The organism is Methylobacterium sp. A52T (genome assembly GCF_053346095.1).
This window is the reverse complement of the sequence record NZ_JBKFBI010000095.1, coordinates 1-22,803: the sequence shown is the minus strand read 5'-3', so window position 1 is coordinate 22,803 and position 22,803 is coordinate 1. Positions and strand designations below refer to the sequence as shown.

General features: G+C 68.2%; 22 protein-coding genes. 7 read left to right on the top strand and 15 right to left on the bottom strand.

Annotated features, from left to right (window positions below):
- Positions 1–202: 202 nt before the first annotated feature.
- The 3 genes from ACLBYE_RS20690 to ACLBYE_RS20680 form a co-directional block, all read right to left on the bottom strand.
- On the bottom strand, positions 203–1,483 hold the full coding sequence (locus ACLBYE_RS20690) for an O-acetylhomoserine aminocarboxypropyltransferase (protein WP_020091369.1): 1,281 nt from the start codon (positions 1,481–1,483) through the stop codon (positions 203–205).
- A 101-nt stretch (positions 1,484–1,584) separates the two neighbouring features.
- Positions 1,585–1,800 carry a hypothetical protein gene (locus ACLBYE_RS20685; protein WP_056522126.1) on the bottom strand — a complete coding sequence of 72 codons (216 nt, stop codon included), beginning with the start codon at positions 1,798–1,800 and terminating at the stop codon, positions 1,585–1,587.
- A gap of 34 nt (positions 1,801–1,834) precedes the next feature.
- Complete coding sequence (locus ACLBYE_RS20680) at positions 1,835–2,077, bottom strand: hypothetical protein (protein ID WP_447695598.1); 243 nt, start codon at positions 2,075–2,077, stop codon at positions 1,835–1,837.
- A gap of 190 nt (positions 2,078–2,267) precedes the next feature.
- Here ACLBYE_RS20680 and ACLBYE_RS20675 point away from each other — a divergent pair, with 190 nt between their 5' ends.
- From ACLBYE_RS20675 to ACLBYE_RS20665, 3 genes are all read left to right on the top strand, one after another.
- Positions 2,268–2,468: a hypothetical protein gene (locus ACLBYE_RS20675; RefSeq protein WP_056522129.1), complete on the top strand. Its 201-nt coding sequence runs from the start codon at positions 2,268–2,270 to the stop codon at positions 2,466–2,468.
- Between the two features lie 289 nt (positions 2,469–2,757).
- The gene (locus ACLBYE_RS20670; RefSeq protein ID WP_447695597.1) at positions 2,758–4,584 is read left to right on the top strand and encodes an ATP-binding protein; all 1,827 of its coding nucleotides are present in this window, start codon (positions 2,758–2,760) and stop codon (positions 4,582–4,584) included.
- The gene (locus tag ACLBYE_RS20665; RefSeq protein ID WP_447695596.1) at positions 4,581–6,269 is read left to right on the top strand and encodes a putative bifunctional diguanylate cyclase/phosphodiesterase; all 1,689 of its coding nucleotides are present in this window, start codon (positions 4,581–4,583) and stop codon (positions 6,267–6,269) included. The genes ACLBYE_RS20670 and ACLBYE_RS20665 overlap by 4 nt, the downstream gene beginning before the upstream one ends.
- Before the next feature lie 19 nt (positions 6,270–6,288).
- On the opposite strand, the gene ACLBYE_RS20660 is transcribed toward ACLBYE_RS20665, so the two are convergent.
- From ACLBYE_RS20660 to ACLBYE_RS20625, 8 genes are all read right to left on the bottom strand, one after another.
- Complete coding sequence (locus tag ACLBYE_RS20660; protein ID WP_447695595.1) at positions 6,289–8,163, bottom strand: Hint domain-containing protein; 1,875 nt, start codon at positions 8,161–8,163, stop codon at positions 6,289–6,291.
- A gap of 511 nt (positions 8,164–8,674) precedes the next feature.
- Positions 8,675–10,576, bottom strand: coding sequence for a TRAP transporter large permease (locus ACLBYE_RS20655; protein ID WP_447695594.1), 1,902 nt, complete (start codon positions 10,574–10,576; stop codon positions 8,675–8,677).
- 12 nt (positions 10,577–10,588) lie between these two features.
- Complete coding sequence (locus ACLBYE_RS20650; protein WP_447695593.1) at positions 10,589–11,605, bottom strand: TRAP transporter substrate-binding protein; 1,017 nt, start codon at positions 11,603–11,605, stop codon at positions 10,589–10,591.
- Positions 11,606–11,908: 303 nt separating this feature from the next.
- Positions 11,909–12,931 (bottom strand): transketolase family protein, encoded by a 1,023-nt coding sequence (locus ACLBYE_RS20645; protein WP_447695592.1) that lies wholly within the window; start codon positions 12,929–12,931, stop codon positions 11,909–11,911.
- Positions 12,928–13,779 carry a transketolase gene (locus ACLBYE_RS20640; protein WP_447695591.1) on the bottom strand — a complete coding sequence of 284 codons (852 nt, stop codon included), beginning with the start codon at positions 13,777–13,779 and terminating at the stop codon, positions 12,928–12,930. Before ACLBYE_RS20640 ends, ACLBYE_RS20645 begins: the two co-directional genes overlap by 4 nt.
- A 13-nt stretch (positions 13,780–13,792) precedes the next feature.
- On the bottom strand, positions 13,793–14,542 hold the full coding sequence (locus ACLBYE_RS20635; RefSeq protein ID WP_447695590.1) for an SDR family NAD(P)-dependent oxidoreductase: 750 nt from the start codon (positions 14,540–14,542) through the stop codon (positions 13,793–13,795).
- Positions 14,543–14,761: 219 nt separating this feature from the next.
- Positions 14,762–15,658, bottom strand: a complete 897-nt coding sequence (locus tag ACLBYE_RS20630) for a LysR substrate-binding domain-containing protein (protein WP_447695589.1) — start codon at positions 15,656–15,658, stop codon at positions 14,762–14,764.
- Between the two features lie 1,077 nt (positions 15,659–16,735).
- Positions 16,736–17,215 (bottom strand): PAS domain-containing protein, encoded by a 480-nt coding sequence (locus tag ACLBYE_RS20625; RefSeq protein WP_447695588.1) that lies wholly within the window; start codon positions 17,213–17,215, stop codon positions 16,736–16,738.
- Between the two features lie 299 nt (positions 17,216–17,514).
- Between ACLBYE_RS20625 and ACLBYE_RS20620 the strand changes: the two genes are divergently transcribed.
- Positions 17,515–17,823 (top strand): hypothetical protein, encoded by a 309-nt coding sequence (locus ACLBYE_RS20620; RefSeq protein WP_447695587.1) that lies wholly within the window; start codon positions 17,515–17,517, stop codon positions 17,821–17,823.
- A 67-nt stretch (positions 17,824–17,890) separates the two neighbouring features.
- Here the strand turns inward: ACLBYE_RS20620 and ACLBYE_RS20615 are convergent, their stop codons facing one another.
- Positions 17,891–18,283 carry an Ivy family c-type lysozyme inhibitor gene (locus tag ACLBYE_RS20615; protein WP_447695586.1) on the bottom strand — a complete coding sequence of 131 codons (393 nt, stop codon included), beginning with the start codon at positions 18,281–18,283 and terminating at the stop codon, positions 17,891–17,893.
- Between the two features lie 226 nt (positions 18,284–18,509).
- Here ACLBYE_RS20615 and ACLBYE_RS20610 point away from each other — a divergent pair, with 226 nt between their 5' ends.
- The 3 genes from ACLBYE_RS20610 to ACLBYE_RS20600 all read left to right on the top strand — a co-directional run bounded on the left by ACLBYE_RS20610 (position 18,510) and on the right by ACLBYE_RS20600 (position 20,380).
- Entirely contained in the window at positions 18,510–18,716 is a 207-nt protein-coding gene (locus ACLBYE_RS20610; protein WP_447695585.1) for a transposase, read from the top strand.
- A 63-nt stretch (positions 18,717–18,779) separates the two neighbouring features.
- Entirely contained in the window at positions 18,780–19,058 is a 279-nt protein-coding gene (locus ACLBYE_RS20605; protein ID WP_447695584.1) for a hypothetical protein, read from the top strand.
- A 104-nt stretch (positions 19,059–19,162) separates the two neighbouring features.
- The gene (locus ACLBYE_RS20600; protein ID WP_447695583.1) at positions 19,163–20,380 is read left to right on the top strand and encodes a flagellin N-terminal helical domain-containing protein; all 1,218 of its coding nucleotides are present in this window, start codon (positions 19,163–19,165) and stop codon (positions 20,378–20,380) included.
- Between the two features lie 339 nt (positions 20,381–20,719).
- Here the strand turns inward: ACLBYE_RS20600 and ACLBYE_RS20595 are convergent, their stop codons facing one another.
- From ACLBYE_RS20595 to ACLBYE_RS20585, 3 genes are all read right to left on the bottom strand, one after another.
- Positions 20,720–21,772 (bottom strand): HD-GYP domain-containing protein, encoded by a 1,053-nt coding sequence (locus ACLBYE_RS20595; protein WP_447695582.1) that lies wholly within the window; start codon positions 21,770–21,772, stop codon positions 20,720–20,722.
- On the bottom strand, positions 21,747–22,136 hold the full coding sequence (locus tag ACLBYE_RS20590) for a hypothetical protein (RefSeq protein ID WP_447695581.1): 390 nt from the start codon (positions 22,134–22,136) through the stop codon (positions 21,747–21,749). The genes ACLBYE_RS20595 and ACLBYE_RS20590 overlap by 26 nt, the downstream gene beginning before the upstream one ends.
- 7 nt (positions 22,137–22,143) lie before the next feature.
- Positions 22,144–22,803 (bottom strand): methyl-accepting chemotaxis protein (locus ACLBYE_RS20585; protein ID WP_447695580.1); only part of this gene is annotated, 660 nt, incomplete at its 5' end.

Below are 22,803 nucleotides of genomic sequence, written 5' to 3'. Positions count from 1 at the left end.
GCGGACCCCCCCGGGGCGCGGGGGGGGGAGGCGCCGAGCCCCCCCCGCCGGCCGCCCCCCCCGCCCCACCCGGCGGCGTCTGGTCAGATCGCTGCAAGCACCGCCGTCCTCGCGAGCGGAGCGAAGCAATCCAGGGTCGCGCCCCGCTCAATGACGTCGCGCCGCCCTGGGTCGCTTCACCGCGCTCGCGATGTCGCCGGGCTCAGGCACCCAGCGCGGCGTCCAGATCCTCGATCAGGTCGGCCGGATCCTCCAGGCCGATCGACAGCCGCACCACGTCGGGTCCCGCGCCCGCGGCGGTCTTCTGCGCGTCGGTGAGCTGGCGGTGGGTCGTCGAGGCCGGGTGGATGATCAGGGAGCGCGTGTCGCCGATATTGGCGAGGTGCGAGAACAGCTGCAGGCTCGACACCAGCTTGACGCCCGCGTCGTAGCCGCCCTTCAGCCCGAAGGTGAAGACGGCCCCCGCGCCGTTCGGCGTGTAGCGCCGGGCGAGCTGATGGTACCGGTCGGTCTCCAGGCCAGGATAGCTGACCCACGACACCGCCGGATGCGTCGACAGGTGCTTGGCCACCGTCAGCGCGTTGTCGGAGTGGCGCTGCATGCGCAGCGGCAGCGTCTCGATCCCGTTCAGGATCAGGAAGGCGTTGAATGGCGACAGCGCCGGCCCGAGATCGCGCAGGCCCAGCACCCGGCAGGCGATGGCGAAGCCGAAATTGCCGAAGGTCTCGGCCAGCACCATGCCGGAATATTCCGGCCGCGGCTGGCTCATCATGGGGTAGCGCGCGTCGCCGGCCCACTGGAACGAGCCGCCGTCGACGATCAGGCCGCCGATCGAGTTGCCGTGGCCGCCGAGGAACTTGGTGGCCGAGTGCACCACGATGTCGGCGCCGTGCTCGAAGGGCCGGATCAGGTACGGCGTCGCCATGGTGTTGTCGACGACGAGCGGGATGTTGTGCTTCTTGGCGATCTGCGACAGCGCCGCCAGGTCGGTGATGACGCCGCCGGGATTGGCGATCGATTCGCAGAAGATCGCCTTGGTGCGCGGCGTGATCGCCGCCTCGAAGGAGGCGGGGTCGTCGTTGTCGGCCCAGGCGACCGACCAGCCGAAGTTCTTGTACGAGTGGTTGAACTGATTGATCGAGCCGCCGTAGAGCTTGTTCGAGGCCACGAACTCGTCGCCCGGCTGCATGAGGGCGTGCATGGTCAGGAACTCGGCCGCGTGGCCGGAGGCCACCGCCAGGGCTGCGGTCCCACCTTCGAGCGCGGCGATGCGCTCCTCGAGGACAGCGTTCGTCGGATTGGTGATCCGCGTGTAGATGTTGCCGAAGGCCTGGAGCCCGAACAGCGACGCGGCGTGGTCGACGTCGTCGAACACGAAGCTGGTGGTCTGGTAGATCGGCGTCGCCCGCGCGCCGGTGGCCGCGTCGGGGGCGGCGCCCGCGTGGATCGCCAGCGTGTTGAAGCCGGGCATGCGGTCGGACATCGGTGGGTCTCCTCAGAGCACCCGAGCCTGTACGCACGCCAGGGAGTGCGGCGCAAGACTCGGACGCGTAGACTCATCCGCGACCGGGCGCGCCGCAATCCCTAGGCGTCCGGCCGGTGGCCGATGTCGATATGCGGCTGGCCCGCATCGACCAGGGCACGGTCCACGGCCTCGATTGCGAGCAGGGTCCGGGTCAGGTCCTCGGCCATGGAGATCGGCGCCAGGTCGAGGCCGCCCAGGCGCCGCGCGATGGCGTTCCGCTGGCGGGCCAGGGCGGCGCGCGCCCGGTTCAGATCCTCGATCTCGTCGGCGGTCATCCGCGCTCCTTCTCGTCGGGGTCCCTCGCCGCGCTCAGGCGCCCGGCATCCAGTCGATGTTCGGCCGCTGGGCCAGCATGCGCTCGAAGTAGTTGGCGACGGCCTGCGCCCCGTCCGTGTGCATCATCGCGACCGGATGCGCGAGGTAGGCGCGGGCAAGATCGACGGGAATCCGGCCGCCCTGGAGCGCGCTCAGCACCTCGTCGATGAAGGCGTCGTTGGCCTCGTTGAAGTCGTTCGACAGCTTCTTGCGGTCGTTGAGGGCCTTGATCGGCATGCAGCATCCTTGTCGCGCGGAGCCGGGTCGCGCCCGGCCGGAGGGCTCGGCCCGAACCGGGCCGCGGCGGGGAAGGTTCCGGCCATGGGACCTGACGGACAGGTCCAACTCGCGTGCGCGCCCACACCGCTCGGTAACCTTCCACACACGATCCGTGGAGCGGAGTCCCGCGCTCGAGCGTTTACCGGTCATGACGACCGAAATCACGCGCTCGCATACCGTCGAGATCGTCCCGTGCTTGGACGATCCGCGGTGTTTCCGCTGGATCATCCGCAGCCGCGGCGGCGCGGTGGTGGAGCACTCGCCCTACGCGTTCGTGACGCAGAACGGAGCGCGGATCTCCGGAGAGTGCTGGATGCGCGAGCATTTCGGCGACGGTCAGGTCGCGTAGGCTACGGCCGGGACCGGCAGGGGCAGACTCGAACTTCCATGTGGATGGGCGCGGGTGGATCCGCGCCGCACCGGCATGTCGATGGCAGACGATCCCTCTGGATCATGCACCGACCGGTCCGCGTCGTCCCGCGCGGCCGCCGAGGCGGCCATCAAATACAACCTTGACGATGCCCACGAACCGTAAGGCATCGGTTAAGCATTGTTTCGCTGGCCATATTTCTTTGTCAGAACTTTAATCACGCCCGACCAGTATCGCGCCGATTCTGTATCTGACCAGGGTGCGAACGATGCTGAGCGGCGACGGAACGGTCCGGCATGACGATGCCGCGTCGCCCATGGGCGCGGTGACGTCCATCGAGGGATCCAAGGTCCATCTCGAACTCATCGTGCAGGGCGGCCGGCCCAGGGTGCGCGTCACCGTCGGCAACCTGGTCCGGATCCGTGCCGGAGAGGCGATTCTCGTCGGCATCGTCACCACGCTGTCCTCGGGCAGCGAGCGCGGGCACCGGCCGGGCGCCTACGCGAGCCTCGACCTGCTCGGCGAGATCGTCGCGGCGCAGGGCGCGCACCGCTTCAGCCGCGGCGTGAGCTGCTACCCGGCGATCGGCGACGATGTGGAACTCCTGTCCGCCACCGACCTCCGGATCGTCCACCAGGTCTCGGCGACCGGCACGGCGGCCGTGGGCGCGCTCTACCAGGATCCCGAGACCCCGGCCTGCATCAAGATCGACGACCTGCTCTCCAAGCACTTCGCGGTGCTCGGCGCGACCGGCGTCGGGAAGTCCAGCGGCGTCACCGTCATCCTGGACGAGGTGATGCGGGCGCGGCCGTCCGTGCGCGTCTTCCTGCTGGACGTGCACAACGAGTACGCCGCCAGCTTCGGCGACCGCGCGAGCGTCATCAGCCCGCGGACCCTCAAGCTGCCGTTCTGGCTGTTCAACCTCGAGGAGATCGCCGACGTCATCTACGGCGGCCGGCCGGCCGTGGACGAGGAGATCGAGATCCTGGCCGAGGTGATCCCCCTCGCGAAGAGCAAGTACGGGCAGTACAAGGAGGCGAGCGACCGCCAGATCGTCAAGCGGCCCTTCGGCAAGGGCGCCGGCTACACGGTCGACACGCCGGTCCCCTACGTGCTGCAGGACCTGCTCGCGCTCATCGACGAGCGGATGGGTCGGCTCGAGAACCGCGTCTCCCGGATGCACTATCACCGGCTGATCACCCGGATCGAGGCGATCCGGAACGATCCCCGGCACGGCTTCATGTTCGACAACGCCAATGTCGGCGGCGACATGATGGGCGAGATCCTGGCGCACCTGTTCCGGCTCGATCCCGACGGGCGGCCGATGACGATCATGCAGCTCGCCGGCCTGCCGATGGAGGTCGTCGACGCCGTCGTGTGCGTGCTGTGCCGCCTCGCCTTCGAGTTCGGCATCTGGAGCGAGGGCGCCGTCCCGCTGCTGTTCGTCTGCGAGGAGGCCCACCGCTTCGCCTCGGCCGACCGGTCGGTGGGCTTCACGCCGACGCGCCGCGCCCTGGCGCGGATCGCCCGCGAGGGCCGCAAGCACGGCGTCCATCTCGGGCTGGTCACACAGCGCCCGGCCGAGCTCGACGCGACGATCATGTCGCAATGCAGCACCCTGTTCGCCATGCGCATGACCAACGCCCGCGACCAGGCTTTCCTGGCCGCGGCCGTTTCGGACGCCACCAACCTCCTCACCTTCGTGCCGTCGCTGGGCACCGGCGAGGTCATCGCCTTCGGCGAGGGCGTCCCGATCCCCGCGCGGATGACCTTCCGGCCGCTGCCGTCGGCCCGGCACCCGCGCAACGACGCGAGTGGCAGGGCTGCCGAGGACGACGCGACCGTCGCCGGCGCGGCCTTCGTCGGCGCCGTCGTCGAGCGCTGGCGCGGCGCCACCATGAACAAGGTCGCCGTTCACGACGGCGATCCGGCCGCGGCGGCGCGCCTCGGGCGCGAGGCGGGGTCGGACAGTCCGCACGGCGCCGCCCTCGAGCAGGTGCATCGCCGTCTCCTCCGCCGCCCCCTTGAGGGCGGCGAGCAAGCCCAGACCGGCGCCCAGCCTGCCAAGCCCCTCTGGCAGCAGGGCGGGGCATGAGCGAGCCCGCTTTTCCGGAGCGTCGAACCCTGCTCGAGGCCGCCCTCCAGGCGCTCCCCGTCGGGGTCGTGGTCCATGACATCCAGGGTCACTGCGTCCTCGCCAACGCCTCCGCGCGCGCCCTCGGGGACAGGGCCGTCCAGGCGCTTCCCGCCGCGGCCCGCGAATCCGGGGACGCCGCGACCGTCGAGGCGCTCGACGACCGGATGTTCGAAGTGCGGACGCGGCCGGTCGCCGAGGGCCCGGACGGTTTCACGCTGACGACCCTGACCGACGTCACGCACCATCACCGGATCCAGCGGGAGCTGATCACCAAGGCCTTCATCGACGCGCTGACCGGCCTGCCCAACCGGACGATGTTCGAGCAGAGCATTGCGGATGTCCTGGCGGGATCCGCGCCGGAGGACCGCTTCGCCCTGGCCTTCATCGATCTCGACAACTTCAAGCACATCAACGACTACTACAGCCACGCGGCGGGCGACGCCCTGCTGCGCAAGGTGTCCGACCGGATCGCCGGCGCGCTGCGCCCGAGCGACCTCCTGGCGCGGATCGGCGGCGACGAGTTCGTGCTGCTCCTCGCCCCCGTCACCGACGGGGACGCGGCGCTGGAAGCCGTGCGCGCCATCTCGGAGCGCCTGAAGCAGCCGTTCTTCATCGACGGGCACGAGATCTTCGCCTCCGCCTCCATCGGCGTCAGCCTCTTCCCGGAGCACGGCGACAGCTACGAGACCCTCGCCCGGCAGGCCGACAACGCGATGTACCGGGTGAAGGGCGAGCTGAAGGGCGGCGTCAGCGTCTTCGACGACGCGATGAGCCAGGCTGCGACGGCCCGCATGGCCGTGGAGCAGCGCCTCCGGCTGGCGATCCGCGACCGCTGCTTCTGCTGCGCCTTCCAGCCCAAGGTCGACATGCGCTCCCACGCGGTCACGGGCGTCGAGGTGCTCCTGCGCTGGCGCGACGAGTTCGGCATGATCCAGGCGCCCGGCGACTTCATCGCCCTCGCCATCGAGCTCGGGCTGATCAACGAGATCACCCTGCAGCTCCTGGCCGAGACGGTGCGGGCGATGCCCGACATCGACGAGGTGTTCGGACCCGACGTCACCGTGAGCCTCAACATCGCCGCCAAACAGGCCTGCGACGTGCCGTTCATGACCGCCTTCTGCGCGGCGCTCGGCGAGACCGGCCTCGCGGAGCGCTTCGTGCTCGAGCTGACCGAGGAGGCCTTCTTCACGACGGGCCGCTTCCAGCGCGAGGTCCTGCCGAAGATCCGGGCGGTCGGCGCGCGCGTCTCGATCGACGATTTCGGCGTCGGCTACTCGTCCCTCGCGGCCCTGGCGGACATCACCGCGGACGAGCTCAAGATCGATCGCTCGTTCATCACCGACATCGACAAGCGGCCGCGCAGCCAGATCGTCCTGAAGGCGATCGAGTCGCTCGGTGCGGCGCTGGGCATGACGGTGGTGGCCGAGGGCGTCGAGACCTTCGAGGAGGTCGCCTACCTGCTCGGCGCCACGCAAATCCGCTGCGCCCAGGGCTACTACTTCGCGCGCCCGCTGCTGCTCGACCAGATCCGGCAGGCCGAGCCGCCGCGCATGTCCGGGTCGCGCGGTCCGGCCGCGCGCGGCCGGGCGTCGGACCTGCGCGCGTCGGATCTGCGCGCGTCCAGCCTGATGCGGCGCGCCTGACGTCCGCCGCGGTGGCGCGTCAGGCGGCCAGCAGGGGCCGCCACACGCCCGCCGCGTCCGCCGCCATGGCGCAGATGACCGCCTCGTCGATCGAGCGGCGCACCTCGACCACGTGCGGCACGCCGGGAGCGAGGGGCGCCTCGACGCCGAGGTCGAATCCGTGCCGGCCGTCGCCCACGCCCGCCGCCGCGATGTCGGCGCGGTACTCCGCCGCCACCGTCACCGCCACGATCGTCCCGTCGACCACGATGTCCAGGCATACGGGGGCGTCGGGCTGCGCGGCGTCGTGGGCCCAGCCGGCCACGCGCAACGCGCCGTCCGCGCGCAGCGCGCAGCGATCCAGCCACGCCCGCACGGCGCCCGGACGCGACGTCGCGCCGGCGCGGCGGATCAGCCGCCTGCGCAGGGCGGCGAGCTGGGGACCGAGCGCGGTGCGCGGCGCGTAGGCCTGCGGAACGATCGCGCCGTCGTCCGGCTCACGGCCGTCGAAGAGTCGCCGGAGGCCGGGAGCGGGCAGGAAGCTCTCGGCCGGCGTGCCCTCCGCCAGCAGCAGGTCGTGGCTGTCGAGCTCGACATGCCAGTAGGTGAGATCGATCACGCGCTCACCGCGGGTGATGCTGGTTCCGTTGACGAGGTGGCCGGCGGCGACGAACAGCCCGTCCAGCCACACGGCGTGGTCCGGCGAGACGAGCAGGTCGCGGGCGGGGACGCCGTCGTCGAGCGCGCCGGCCCGGATGCGCACGGGCCGCTCGGTCGGCGGGGCCGACGATCCGGGATAGGTGCGGCGACCGATCCACCGGATCGGCCGATGCAGGCCCGCGGCCGTGACGACCCTGTCGCCCACCGCGAGCCGCTCGACAGCGACGTCGCCGCGGTCGGTCCTGATGGACGTGCCGGTGCAGTAGCACGGGGCGTTCCCCGGCGCCGCCGTCCCTTGAGCCGTCCCCGAGGACGATTGAGAAGATCCATTGGACCCGTTGGCGCCCGATGCAGGCGCCGTCGAACCGGAGTTCGACCCGGCCGCGCCCGTCTGGGTTCCGGCCGCGCTGGCGCCCGACTGGAGACCGGCCGTCGCCCCGTACAGGCCCGGATCCCGGCCATCCGGCGACGACACGCGGTCCTGCGGCACCGCGACCGCGTTGGGATTGTTCGAGTAGACGCGGATATAGTCGATGCTCGAGCTGAAGCGGGTGGCCGTCGTCGCCGTGCTCTGCACGGCCAGGTTGGCCAGCAGATACATCGGGCTGTGCAGGTCGGACGGCGTCGCCTGCGAACCGACGAGCTGACCGTCCACGTAGAAGCTGATGCGATCGGCCTGCCAGTTCATGCCGTAGGTGTGATACCCGTTGGGATTGGGCATCTCGCTGTAGACTTGGCGGGTCTGCTGCCAGGTCGTCCCGGGCTGCTGCGGGTCGGTCGTGTGGATCGTGTTGTAGACGCCGCGGTCGTTGTTTCCGTAATGCTCGACGACGTCGAGCTCCTGGTGACCGTTGGCGCTGCTCGACTGCGGGCTCTGCTGATTCGGCAGCAGCCAGAAGGCGTCCCAGGCATCGGGATTGTTGGAGAAATCCGCGCGGATCTCGAAGTAGCCGTAAGTCTGCGAGAAGTTGCCCTGCGTGCTGATGAGGCCGGACTGCCAGCTCCCCGGATAGCCGGACGCGCTCGTCCCGGGCGGCGCCGCCGTGATCGTCAGGACACCGTTCTGGACGCTGAAGGGATCGTAACCGGACCCGGAATCGAGGAACGAGGACCGGCCGAAGCCGATGTCGGAGTTGGCGTCGTACCGCCACTCGGCGCGAATATCGCGGTAGGAAGTCCCGACGCCGTTCTGCGAGATGCTGCGCGCGTTGAACTCGTCGTCGTAAGTCAGGCGATAGCCCGTCAGATCAAGCATCGACGCCGTCTCATCACCGTTCTGGTTCGCCGGACGTGGCGCGCTGTCAAATCAAGATTGCCAACAAGCAATCCGCGAATAGTTAATAATGTCCTGCGTCTCGCGCGGACGAAGTGAGCATCGGCGGTGACAGGCCGCCGCCTGAACTCCCACCCGCCGCGTCGCGCTATCGAGCAGGGGAAGACGACACGGTTAAGGCTGACTAACCGTATCGGCCACGTGGCGCAAATCAGTCACGGCGCCGCGCGGCCGCGGCCGAACTGGCTGACGAGCAATCGAGGCGCCGCACTGAACGGTCGTGACGGGCCGGAGGGCCGGTGACGGCAGCGGCCTCTCCCGCGTCATGTCGAAGGCCGAGCGCGAGGGTGTTCTGGCCGGCCTGGGAGCGGGGGCCGTGCGGCCTCGCGGGTCTGCGGGACCTCACAGGACGCGCTGATCGGAAAGGCCCGCGACGAGGAAAGCGACTGCATCCGAGTGGATGCAGTCGCGTCCTAAATCGCGTTGCGTCGCCTCAGAGGAACCCGATCGAGAACCAGGGGACGAGGATGATGGCGAGCAGCCCGACCAGCAGGGCCAGGATGTAGCCGACGATCGGGCGCATCCCGGCGTCCGGGTTGATCCGGCTGATGGCGCAGGCCGCGTAGTAGCCGACGCCGAAGGGCGGGGCGAACAGGCCGATGCCCATCGCGAGGATCACCACCATCGAATAGTGCACCTCGTGCACGCCCACCGCCCGGGCGATCGGGAACAGGAGCGGCCCGAACAGCACGATCGCCGGGATGCCCTCCAGCACCGAGCCCAGGATGATGAAGGCGAAGGCCGAGACGAATAGGAACCCGAGCGCGCCGCCGGGCAGACCCTTCATCACCTCGGCCAGCGTCTCCGAGAAGCCCGACTGGGTGAGCGCCCAGGCCATGCCGGTGGCCGCACCGATGATCAGCAGGATCGCCCCCGACAGGGCAGCGGTGGTCACCAGCATCGGGTAGAGCCGCCGCCAGTCGAACTGGCGGTAGATCAGCAGGCCCGCCAGCGCCGCGTAGACGATGCCGATGGTCGAGACCTCGGTGGCGGTGGCGATGCCCTCGACCACGGCGAAGCGGATCACGAAGGGCAGCGCGAGCGCCGGGATCGCCACCAGGAAGGCGCGGCCGATGACCCGGCCCGAGGGCCGTGCGACGTGGCTCAGGTCCTCGCGGCGGTAGCGCCACCAGACCAGGGCGCACAGCGTCGCGGCGAGCACGAGGCCCGGCATCAGGCCGCCGGTGAACAGGGCGGTGATCGACACGCCGGTGACCGAGCCGATGGTGATCAGCACGATCGAGGGCGGGATCGTCTCGGTCTGCGCGCCGGTCGTGGCGAGCAGGGCGACGAGGTCGCCCTCCTTGGCGCCGCGGGCCTTCATCTCGGGAAACAGCACGGGGGCGACGGCGGCCATGTCGGCGGCTTTCGAGCCGGAGATGCCCGAGACGAGGTACATGGCGCCGACCAGCACGTAGTGCAGGCCGCCGCGGACGTGGCCGAGCAGCGAGGCCAGGAAGCCGACCATGGCCTTGGCCATGCCGGTCATCTCGATCAGCAGGCCGAGGAACACGAACAGCGGCACGGCGAGCAGGATGAGGTGGCTCATGCCCTCGTCCATGCGGCCGACCACCACCATCGACGGGGCGTTGGTGGTCAGCGTGATGTAGGCGAAGGTCGACAGGCCGAACGCGAAGGCGATCGGCACCCCGGAGAAGACCAGCGCGCCGACGCCGAGGACGAAGAACAGCAGCAGGTTGAGGTTGCCGAGCCCCGCCAGCCACGGCTGGAGGGCGAGGAGCCCACCCGCAACCGCGACGCCGAGCACCAGTGCGCCGGCCGTCATCCGCCAATCGGCCGTTTCGAAGAGCCGGATGACGGCGACCAGCAGCATCAGGCCGAGGCCGATCGGCAGGGCAGCGGCACGCCACGCATTGTTGAGATCGAGGGCCGGCGTCTGGACGTAGATCTCCTCGGCCGCGAACTCGTAGGCCGGGTGCAGGACGAGGCTGACGAAGATCAGGCCGGCCACCAGCGCGACCGTTTCCAGGAAGGCGCGGGTGCGGGGTCCGGTCATGGCGACGATCGCCGTCATGCGCATGTGCTCGGCGCGCCGGAAGGCGACCACCGCGCCCAGCATGGCGAGCCACAGGAACAGGATGCCGGCGAGTTCGTCCGACCAGACGAGCGGCTCGTGGAAGACGTAGCGGCTCACGACGCCGGCGAGCAGCACCCCGATCTCGGCCAGCACCAGCAGGGCGGCCGGGATCTCGACGAGATGACCGAGGAACCGATCGGCGGTCCCGAGCCATGGGCGACCGCTCAGCGGGGGCCCGTGCAGGCCGTGGCTGGGAGTGGCCTCGACAGAGGCGGCAGCGGCGATATCGACGTGCATGACACCCCACCCTCAACCGAGCTTGCCGGATACGGCTTCGAGGTGGCTCCAGCCGACTTCACCGAACTTCGCCTTCCAGTCCTTGTAGAAACTCGTCTTGGCGAGAGCGGCGCGGAAGGGCTCGCGGTCGACGTCGATGAACTTGATCCCTTTCTCTGACAGGGTCGCGCGCAGAGAGGCGCTGAGCTTGGCCACGTCCGCCCGCTGATCCTGACCCGAGCGGTCGAACTCCCTGGTCACGATCGCGCGCAGGTCCTCGGGCAGCTTCTGCCAAGCGCGCTTGTTTCCGAGGATCCAGTAGCCGTCCCAGACGTGGCCGGTCAGGCTGCAGGACTTCTGCACCTCGTAGAGGCGCGTCGTGGCGATGATCGGCAGCGGGTTCTCTTCGCCCTCCACCACCTTGGTTTGGAGCGCCGAGTACAGCTCGTTGAAGTTGATCGGCGCGGCCCCGGCGTCGAGGGCCTTGAAGAGCGAGGTCAGCATCGGTGCTTGGGGCACGCGGATCTTGAAGCCCTTCAGATCCTCGGGCGTCCTGATCTCACGGGTCGAGGAGGTGATCTGACGGAAGCCGTTGTCCCAGCTCTTGCAGATGGTCGTGATCGGCGTCTTGGCGATCTCGGCGCGGACATAGTCGCCGAGCGCCCCGTCCATGGCCTTCCAGACGGCATCGTAATCTTGGAAGGCGAAGCCGGTGTTGGGCAGGCTGGACGCCGGCACGAAGGTCGACAGGATCGAGTGGGAGAGGTTGAAGAATTCGACCGATCCGTTACGCACCTGCGACAGCAGGTCGGTGTCCGAGCCGAGTTGGTTGGCCGGGAACAACTTGATGTCGACGCGCCCGCTCGTCGCCTCGCGGATCCGGTCGCACGCTTCCTGCGCCCGGACGTTGACCGGATGGGTCGGGTCCTGGCCGGTGGCGAGCTTGTAGCCGAATTCGGCGGCCTCGCCCCGGCGCGTGATGATGCCGAAGATCGGGACAGCCGCGGCGCCGGCAAGAAGTGTCCGGCGGCTTATGCTGAATGTGCTCACGATTTCACTCCCTGATGATGCTCGCTGGCGCGATCCCGCCTGCTACGATCTTGAAGACCGCCGGCCGTTGCCCAGCCGCTTAGGTCGCCCATTTCCTGAGCGTTCTTATTGTCTTGATCGACTATTGGAGTTGTTGATCGTTTTCAGGCGCGCATCATCGCTCGGCGCGCGCGATGCGACCGACTGAATAGAGAGATCATTCTACGGCACAGCATGATCGCGGACGCGGAGATCCGCGATCATCTCAATTCAGATCAAGTCTGGGTGCGATCAGGCGCGTGTCGTCGCGAGCGACGGCTGCGCCTACAGCCAACCGCGGATGCTTCGGGCCATCGCCTCGGTCGAGATGCCGTAGCGGTCGTGAAGGGTCGGCAGCGCACCGGCGTCGAGGAACTCGTCCGGCAGGCCGACCTGACGGAAGCCGCGCTCCGGCAGGGTACCGTCGCGCATCAACAGTCCCGCCACCGCCTCGCCGAGGCCTCCGACCACCGAGTGGTTCTCGGCGACGACCACGAGGCGCCCACCGCGACGGGCCTCGGCCAGGATCGTCGCCGCGTCGAGCGGCTTGATCGTCGGCACGTGCAGCACCGCCACGTCGACCCGATCCTCGCGCAGGGCCTCGGCGACCTCCAGGGCGCGCATGGTCATCAGGCCCGACGAGATCACCAGCACGTCGCGGCCATCGCGGATCGTCTTGGCCTTGCCCCACTCGAACCGGTAGCCGTACGCGTCGAGCACCAGCGGGACGTTGCCGCGCAGGAGCCGCAGGTAGACCGGGCCCTGGTGGGCGACCATCGCCGGGACCATCTGCTCGATCTCGTGCGCGTCGCACGGATCGAGGATCGTCATGTTCGGCATGCCGCGGAAGATCGCGACATCCTCCGTCGCCTGATGGCTCGGGCCGTAGCCGGTGGTCAGGCCGGGCAGCGCGCAGGCGATCTTGACGTTGAGGTTCTCCTCCGCGATCGCGAGGCAGATGAAGTCGTAGGCGCGCCGCGCCGCGAACACCGCGTAGGTGGTGGCGACCGAGACGAACCCCTCGCGGGCGAGGCCCGCCGCCGCGCTCATCAGCAGCTGCTCGGCCATCCCCATCTGGTAGAACCGGTCCGGGTGGGCCTGCGCGAAGATGTGCAGGTCCGTGTACTTGGCCAGATCCGCCGAGAGGCCGACGATGTCGGGCCGGGTCTCGGCGAGCTCCACGAGGGCGTGGCCGAACGGGGCCGGCTTCGTGCGCTGCCCCGGGGCGGCCAGCGAGGCGATCATCGCCGAGGTCTTGGCGCCGCCGCCGACGCGCGGCGCCGGCCTCTCATATTTCGAACGTCTCACTGCACCCTCCCCTCGTCCAGGATCTCCAGCGCCTGCGTCCATTCGGCCGGCTCGACCCGCAGGAAGTGGTTGCGCTCGCGCTCCTCGAGGAACGGCACGCCCTTGGCCATCTTCGTGTCGCAGATGATCACCCGGGGTTCGGGACCCTGATGGTGCCGGGCGGCATCGAAGGCCTTCACGAGCGCGTCGATGTCGTTGCCGTCGACCCGCTGGACGAACCAGTTGAACGCCTCGAACTTCGGCGCCAGCGGCTCGAAGTTGAGAACCCCGTGCGAGGGGCCGTCCGCCTGCATGCCGTTCACGTCGACGATGCCGATCAGGTTGTCGAGCTTGAACGAGCCGGCCGACATGGCGGCCTCCCAGGTCGAGCCCTCGTCGAGCTCGCCGTCGGAGAACAGGTTGTAGACGAAGCTCTTCGCGTTCTTCCGCTTGAGCCCGAGCGCCATGCCGACCGCGATCCCGAGCCCGTGGCCGAGCGACCCGCCGGTGATCTCCATGCCGGGCGTGTAGGCGGCCATGCCGGACATCGGCAGGCGGCTGTCGTCGCCGCCGTAGCTCGTCAGCTCGTCCTCCGGGATGATCCCGGCCTCGATCAGCGCCGCGTAGAGGGCGATGGCGTAGTGGCCGATGGAGAGGCAGAAGCGGTCGCGGCCCTCCCATTCCGGATCCTCCGGACGGTAGGTCATCGCGTGGAAGTAGCTCACCGCCAGCACGTCCGAGATTCCGAGCGCCTGGGCGATGTAGCCCTGGCCCTGGACCTCGCCCATCAGCAGGGCGTGGCGGCGGATATTGTAGGCCCGGTCGGCCAGCGAGATGTTCGAACCCTCGTGGGGCCGTTCGGTTGACATGAGGTCCTCCCTCTCAGTGGATGAGCATGCCGCCGTTCACGTCGATCACCGCGCCGGTGATGTACGCGGACAGGTCGGAGGCCAGGAACAGGCAGGCCTTGGCGATGTCGTCGGCGACGCCGAGGCGGCCGAGCGGGATGCCCTTGGCGATCTCGACTTTGAGCTCGGGGGTGAGCTTGTCGCCGGTGATGTCGGTCTGGATCAGACCGGGGGTGACGGAATTGACCCGGATGCTGTCGGCGCCCAGCTCGCGGGCCATGGCCTTCTGCAGGCCGAGGACGCCGGCTTTCGCCGCGGAATAGTGCGGGCCGCCGAAGATGCCGCCGCCGCGCTGGGCCGAGACCGACGACATGCAGACGATCGAGCCGGATTTCTGCTTCCGCATCTGCGGGACCACGGCCTGGCTCATGTAGAGCGTGCCGCGCAGGTTGACGTCTGTGACCGCGTCGTAGTTCTCCGGTCCCACATCCATCAGCTTGAGCGGCTGGGTGATGCCGGCATTGTTGATCAGCACGTCGATCGAGCCGAGGCGGGCGATCGTCTCATCGGCGGCAGCTTGGCATGCGCCCCGGTCGGTGACGTTGCAGGCGAGGCCGAGATGGCCGTCACCGAGATCGCGGGCGGCCGCCTCGGCCTGGCCGGCGTCGAGGTCGAGGATGACGACGCGGGCGCCCTGGTTCGCGAACAGCCGCGCAGTGGCCTTGCCGATGCCGCGGGCGGAGGCCGCCCCGGTGATCACGCAGACCTTGTTCTCGAGAAGCATGTAGACCCTCCCTGCAAACCGGCCGAACCTGGCTTCTTCTGCGATGGGAGGCGGAGATAGCCTGGCATGAAGCCAGCTCACCCTCTTCGGCCGCGCTCTGACGGGCGTCAGCGTCCGAGTCGTTTCCTCGCGTCCTATCGTTGACGCCCTTATGGCGGCACGAGAGGCAATGAACAAACGCGAAGATTGCATTCAAACGTGAATGAAATTCATTAAACGCTATTCCAGCTCCAAGCTCGGCGATACAGACAGTTCTCTAGCGATCCAGCGCGCGAAGATCCTCAGAGGTTCGCGCCGTCGCGACGAAGGCGGAAAGACGAGATGGTGACCGGTGTAGTGGATATCCACCGAACGACCTGCGAGCGGCGCCACGAGGCGCCCGATCGTCATTTCCCGTTCCGCGAGACGTGTCGACTCCAGGGCGACGCCGAGGCCGTCGGCCGCTCCGGTCAATGCCAGGAAGCTGCGGTCGAAGCGCAGGGCTGCGGATGCGGGCGCCGTCAGGCCGTTCTTGTCGAACCAGTGCGGCCAGCGCACCAGCTTCGTGTCGCTCTGGATCAAGGGATGCCGGAACAGATCGGACGGCTTCTTGATCTGCTCTGCTCGCGACGGGTCGCAGAGCGGCGTCACCGTTTCAACGCCGAGAGGCATGCGCAGCAGGCCCTCGCCGCGCGGGGGGCCGTAGACGATATCGGCATCGAACTCGTCGTTGGTGAAGCGCGCGTAATCCATGCCCGCGGCCAGGCGCACCTCCATCCCAGGATGGTCGCGCAGAAAACCCGCCAGCCTGGGCGTCAGCCACTGGGCGGCAAAGCTCGGGGCGCAATGCAGGCGCAGCAATTGGGACCCGCGGGTCGAGATCATGTCGAGCCCGCGATGCAGCTCGGCGAAAGCCCGGCTGACGTGGTCGAGGAGCGCCTCTCCCGCCGTCGTTGGCGCGATACCCTGCCCGACGCGCTCGAAGAGAGGAACGCCGAGCGACTCCTCCAGCTTGCTCATGGCGTGGCTGACGGCGCTGGCCGAAAGGTTCAGCTCGCCGGCAGCTTCCTTGAAGGAGCGACGTCGCGCCGCCGCCTCGAAGATGCGGAACGCGGACAGAGGAAGATCCGAAGCCATGACGCTAGCTCAAAGTCTCCCCATTTAAGAAAGCACCTGATCGCCTATTTGCGAGCATTTTCATTACTATGCTTGATCATATTGAACCGTCTGCACTCGCGACAATGAATGATGCGTCACGATGCCCTGCCCGCTCGATGACCGATCGCCTTCCGGGTTGAGGGTCCGGGCATTCCACAGGGGCACCTCCCGCATGAGATGATGCTCCAGTGTCTGGTCGAAGCAACACCTATCGGAGCGCTTCCCCTTCTGTCCGCGCGGGGAAGCAGCGCGCATCGGTCCAATCAGCGGATCGAACCGGAGGCAGCACGTCCGGCTTGAGACGGAAGCGCGACGTTCGATTGCCATCCTGAGCGGAGGATCAGGTCTGGCTCCGGCAGCCTGACACGGTCGTCGCGTTCCTCGTATGCCGACCATTGTAGAGCCGTTCCCGATCGGGTTGGGACGCAGGCGATCGGCGAGCCCGTGCCGAACGAGGCGCGGGTCCCCTCTCCCGTGCGGGAGAGGGACAGGGTGAGGGATGAGAACAGTCCGGAAGAGTCGCGACCTGTACGCGCATCGGCGGCCTGTTCAGTCCTGATCCTTCTCGTCCCTCACCCCAACCCTCTCCCGCACGGGAGAGGGGGCCTGGCGCGGCTGGCGAGACCGGGCTCGCCGTCCTTCCCGACCGTTGCAACATGGTCGGATACGGCTCTAGCCGCGCTTCGGAGCCGGGGTCGGATCGCGCGCCAATCCATCAGGCCGGACAAGCCGGACGAGGATAGACCATGCTGCCCCTCGAATTGGGCTCGACCGGTATCGGTGACGCTGTACTCGACGTTCTCCGGATCCGACGACCCGGTAGCGACGACCAAGCTGACCACCTACAGGCCGCGCAGGTAACCGCTCCCCTGATAGAAGCGGCGTCGGCCTGAGCGAGCGTGCGGAGCCGGCAGAGGCCTCCAGGCGAGATCCTGTAAATCGCCCGCGAGTCTATCGATTGTCGGCTCACCCGTCAGTGGAGATGGCGTGGTAGCCGCCGGCCATCCTGCCGGTGGGCGCCCCTCCGCGTCGCGAGGCGGCGAGAGCGCCGCTCGGTCAGTTCATCTTCCGGCGCCGGTCCTGCACCTCTTGCTGCGCAAGCTTCCGGCCCAGCGATATCAACAGCGCGTCGGCCTGCGCTTTCAAATCCGGATCTCGCAACTCCGCGATCGCCTCCTGCGCGGCGATGGCGTGATCGGCCGCCCGGTCGAGCGCGGTTTCATCGGGGCAGCGCGAGACCTCCGCGAAAGTGCCCTCGCTCATCCGCAGGGAGGTGATGTCCACGAGGATGCCGCCGCCGCCGATCGGTCGCCCCTGATGATCAGCGGTGAAGCGGCCTCGCGCCAGAACCCAGCGAGTCTGACGGTCGACCGAGATGACCCTGTACTCGGTCAGGAAGGTGCTACCTTCGCTGGCGCTGCGCCGGATCAGGTCGAGAACCCGCACCCGATCCTCGGGGTGTATGGCTTCGACGTATTGGGTGAGTGGAACGCCCGCCTCCGCCAGTTGCGGGTCGACATCGAAGAGCAGCGCCACGAAGGCGTCCGAGCGCGCGCAGTCCGTAGCCGCGTCCCATTCCCACTGGCCGATGACGTCAAGTTCATCGAGCGCCGACTGAAATGCCTTCGGACACGTCTGACCGCCAAGGGATCGGGGCTTCGGCACGCCGTACCTGCTCTCGCTGTTCGCTCACACCCGTGTGACCTGTCGCACGACACAACCACAAAGGGCAAGCTTTGCGCTAGCACAACCGTTGCGCTTCACACGCATTCAAATAGAATTTGAAACGGTATAACAGTGTACACGGCGCGTCCGGGACGCCGAGACGGAGGCCTATGAGCATCAAGACGCCGCCCCCCAGCGCCCTTCATCATGAGGAGGACTGCGGGGTCTCGACGCTTCGGCAACAGAGAACCGAACGGCTCCTGAGTCGTATCGCGGGGGCGGTGCAGGTGCCGCCCTCTGCCTTCTACAGGCCACCGAACGCCGTCGATGCGGGAGCGTCCGGCGCGGCCATTCCGGTGGCCTCGGTCGCCAGCGACGCTGAGTGCGCGGGGCTGCTGGCCGCTTTCAACCTGGTCCGCGATCCTGAGGATCGACGCAGGCTCCTGGAGCTGGTGCAGAAGACCGCCGAGCGCGCCTGAGGCTGAACACCCGGTTCTCCGCCCGGTGAGCCGATCGGGGCGTCGCGACGTGGACTATGCGACCGCCTCAGAATCCGATCCGTTCGGCGGCCTTCCTGAGCGCCGGCGATGGGCTGCCTATCCAGCTGGTGCTACCATTCTCATACAGCCGGCCCCAGGCGCGCCGCCCGCCCGGCGCGAATATCACCTGAAGCTTATGATCGAGGCAGTCGTGGACCTTGCACACGTCGGCTAGCAGGTAGGTTTCGCCGTCCGCTTCGATTGCATTGGAAGGTTGGGACGGTCCGTTCAACGTGCGGCTATAGGCCGTCACCCACTTCGGCACTGGAGGACCACTTTTCAGCATCGCGTCGTAGGCGCGCTTGTAGTCGGGCCGGCGCAGCAGGTCGAACAGGTAGACGTCCGCAGCAGCGGCCGGTCCGGCAGCGACGAGACTGAGTACAGCGAAGACTGTGCGCATCAGAGTGAGAATAGCTCAGCCGCGGGCACCGGCAACCGCTGGCCCCAACAGGCCAGGCTTGGCAATATGGTCCGCGGTATGCGACACCCGATCTGGTTCTTCCAGACCGCCATCTTCCGCCCCGCCGACACCGCCGCGCGGGGCTATCGTGCATTCCGCTCTGCTCTTCAGATGCGCTCTCAGGTTGTTAGGAACCTGGGTGGGGCCGATGCTCGGATGGGTGGGGATGAGCCCTGCCCGCGAACCGTATCCATCCGACGTTTCCGATGAGGAGCGGCCGCCGGTCGCGCCCGAACTGACGTTGCTGCGCGAGGATGTCGGTCAGCGCGAGCATGCGTTGCGCGAGGTGTTCAGCCTGCGGCGCTACGTCGTCAGGAGCGGCTGCCCGTGGCGGCTGACGCCGCACGATCTGCCGCCCCGGTTTCGCGTGTAACGGCAGGCGCAGCGCTGGCTGTCAGCTGGCCGCTCCGAGCAACGGGCCCAGGATCCGCGCGCGGTGCTGCGCCTCGCCGCAAGTGGGGCGCCGGATCCGACGCTGGCCTTGCTCGACAGCCGGACCTCGCACTGCTCGCCCGAGAGCGGCGAGCGAGCCGGCGGCGATGGGGCCAAGCGCGAGAAAGGCTGGAAGCTGCACATGGCGATGGACACCCTCGGCCATCTCCTGACGCCGCAGGTCACTTCAGAATCAACCCTTAGGCGACTCGACGTGTCTAAGTTCCATGAAAAGTATAGTCATCGACAACTGGCGTCGTTATATTTCTGTTCACTTCGGTAATTTAATTTCTGCAATGTTTCCGAGTCGAGCTTGATCAATTTCGAGCGTCGTTGTCCATGAGCCTGCCGAAAAAGCGGCGCGTTGAGTCAGAAAGATAGAAATCCATGTCCTCCATCACCCTGTCGGCCGCGACGCGCCAGAACCTGCTCTCGCTGCAGGACACCGCCCAGCTGATGTCGACCACCCAGAACCGGCTCGCGACCGGCAAGACCGTCAACTCCGCCCTCGACAACCCGACCAACTTCTTCACCTCCCAGGCCCTCGACGGGCGCTCCTCGAGCCTGAACTCGCTCCTCGACGGCATCTCCAACGGCATCCAGTCGATCCAGGCCGCCAACCAGGGCATCACCTCGATCCAGAAGCTGGTCAGCCAAGCCAAGTCGATCGCCAGCCAGGCGCTCTCGACCCAGCTCTCCACCACCGGCACCGCCGCCAACGCCTACAGCGCCAGCACCGCCTCCCAGACCGTGCTCCTGACCATCAACGGCACCTCGGTCTCGGCCACGGTCGCCGCCTCCTCGAGCATCAGCGCCACCGTCGCGGCCCTGAACTCTGCGGTCAGCTCGGCCTCGACCGCGTCGAGCGGCGCCTTCGGCGCCGGCGCGATCTTCTCGGCCGACAGCACCGGCACCAAGATCGTCCTGAACGCCCAGGCGGACGTGGAATTCCAGAACTCCGGCAGCCAGACGGCGCTCGGCTTCACCGCCTCGGCCACCACCGCCTCGACCTACGGCACCGCCGCCAGCACCGTCGTCTCCAGCGACCTGTCGATCTCGGGCGTGACGCAGCGCGCCTCGCTGGCCAACCAGTACAACAACCTGCTCAACCAGATCACGCAGCTCGCCAGCGACGCCAGCTACAACGGCGTCAACCTCATTGCCGGCAAGGGCAATGACATGAACATCAAGTTCAACGACACCGGCAGCTCGAACCTCAACGTCGCCTCGGTCGACGCGACCTCCAGCGGCCTCGGCCTGTCGTCGATCACCAACTCGAACAGCTCGACCAGCCAGAACGGCCTCGGCAACTTCCTGCTGAACGCGGACGTCAACAAGACCCTGTCGACCCTGACCAAAGCCGACGCGACCCTGAACTCCGCGGCGAGCACGCTGGGCTCGAACCTGTCGGTGGTTCAGAACCGCCAGGACTTCTCCAAGCAGTTGATCAACGTGCTGCAGACGGGCTCGGCCAACCTAACCAACGCCGACCTGAACCAGGAGGCAGCCAACTCGCAGGCGCTGTCGACCCGCCAGTCGATGGGCATCTCGGCCCTGTCGCTGGCCAACTCCGCCCAGCAGGGCGTCCTCCAGCTCCTGCGGTAAACCCGCACCCGAGCGTCCACACAACGCCCGGGGCTCGGCTCCGGGCGCATGCATTCTAAGTTGTGGACGGTGACTCTCGGCCACCTGCAGCATTGATCGTCGATCGCCGGAAGCTCGCAGAGGCGAGAACGCTACAGCGCCACCGCCTGGAACGTAGAGGCATCGTAGATCCGGAAGCAGCCTGCCGAGTGGACCGGCAGATATGCTTCATGGCCCCCTATGATGAGGAGCCCAAATTCACTCTGAACTGGTGTCGATAGCTGACCGTCGGATGGTTGCTTTCAAAATCCGCCATACGGGTGTCCCGAGGCCGGCCTGAGTCGGCACCGGCCCGTCCGCTTAGAAACGAGGGGCTCCCGCCGGATCGAACGCAGTCATCACCGGGTGAAACGCTGCGACCAGATCTGTGTCGAGCCGACCGTTCATGGACTGCACGATTCCGTAGCCCCCCCTGCCCGGCATCGGTGCCCGGTAGGGCCTCCGCTCGATCAGCGCGCCGTAGATGTCGCAGATCGTCACCAACCGCACCAGATCGGGGATCTCTTCGGCCCGCAGGCCGTCCGGGTAGCCGGAGCCGTCGAGCATCTCGTGATGCGAGCGCGCGACCCGCAGCATCTCCGGTGAGAAGCCGCTGCCGACCAGCATGTCGTAGCCGAGCGCCGCGTGCGTGCGCATCACGGCCATCTCGTCGTCGGTGAGCCGACCGGGCTTGTTCAGAATCGCGGTCGAGATCCGGGTCTTCCCGACGTCGTGCAGCAGCGCCGCTTTGGTCAGGCGGTAACGGTCCAGGTCGAGAAAGCCGAGCTTGGTCGCGAACGCTGCCGCCAGACCGGTGACGATCAGGCAGTGCCGGTGCGTGGCCTCGTCGAAGCGCTGCACGGCCTGGATCCAGTCGCGGATGCCACAATGCTGCACGGCGCGGGCGATCAGCCCGGTTCCGATGCTCGCACACTCGGGAGTGATCGTCTGGCCTGAGAAGAAGGTCCGGTCGAAGAAGAGCCGGGCCTCGTCCGCCATCCGGGCAGCGACGGCGGAACCACCGACCTCCTGGAGTCGGTCGATCCGATCCAGCAGCCGCTCGAGCACGGACAGGGCCGGAAGGATGTCGGTCGGAGCGAGGAGCCGGGCCTGGGCCTCGGCGCGGGCAGCGTTGCCGTAGGTGAGAAACAGGAACGGGGCGCCGGTCGCGCGCAGCGGCTCCAGCATCCGCCGGAGCCGCGTGATCGCCTCCGAGGTCAGCCGGGCGACGTCGCCGACGATGAGGTCCGGCTGCCCCGACGGCGCGATGTCGTCATACAGGTCGTGGACGGTGCAGCGCCGTGCCGGGCCGAGGGAACGTGCGAGGCGCCCGGTCCGGGCCAGGTCATCAGAGATCAGCAACAGCCTGCCCAAGGCGGCCTCCGTGCGATGATGCGGCCGGTGCAGCGTCCAGCTTTGACTGCCGGCGACGGTCAGAGAGTGGGCGGAAACTGCTGCGCCGAATTGGCGAGCCCCCTGCCGCGCTCACGAAGCTCCGCAAGGCTTCGAGCGTGGCCGCGTCCTGGAACCCGAGTTCATTCAGCGAGAGATCCACATCCTCGATCGCGCGCTCCAACGCGCGGCTCAGTTGGAGCAGCCTTTCGCCGCCGGCGTGGATGTGCGGCACGCGCGAGCCGAGATCCACGCCCCGCGCGTGCGCGGCGACGAGATCCGCGCGCAGCCGGTCGGACTGGTCCGAGCCGCGGGGCCGGGCCGGGAGGACGTGGATCTCGGCCATGGCGACCTCAGGCGGCGCGCACGGTGGCGAGGAAGCGCGCGACCTCGGCGCCCAGATGCTCGGATTGCCGCGACAGCTCCGAAGCCGCCGAGAGGACCTGGCCGGCGGCCGCCCCCGTCTCCTCCGAGGCCTGCGCCACGCCCGCGATGTTGCCCGTCACCTCGTTCGTGCCGGCCGAGGCCTGCGCCACGTTGCGCACGATCTCCTGGGTCGCCGCGCCCTGCTGCTCGACGGCCGCCGCGATCGACGTCGCCACGCTGTCGATCTCCCGGATCCGGCCCGTGATCCCGCCGATCGCCGTCACCGCCTGCGCGGTCACGCCCTGGACCTCGCCGATCTGGCGCGCGATCTCCTCGGTCGCCTTGGCGGTCTGCTCGGCCAGCGCCTTCACCTCGGAGGCCACCACCGCGAAGCCGCGACCCGCCGCGCCGGCGCGGGCCGCCTCGATCGTGGCGTTGAGCGCCAGCAGGTTGGTCTGGCCGGCGATGCCGGAGATCATCCCGACCATGTCACCGATCCGGGCCGCGGTCTGGCTGAGCGCCTGGACGAGGTGGACGGTCTGGTCGGCCTCGCCGACCGCGGCCTGGGCGAGGTGGGCCGAGCCGGTCACCTGCCGGCCGATCTCCTGGACGGAGGAGCCGAGTTCCTCGGCGGCGGCCGCCACCCG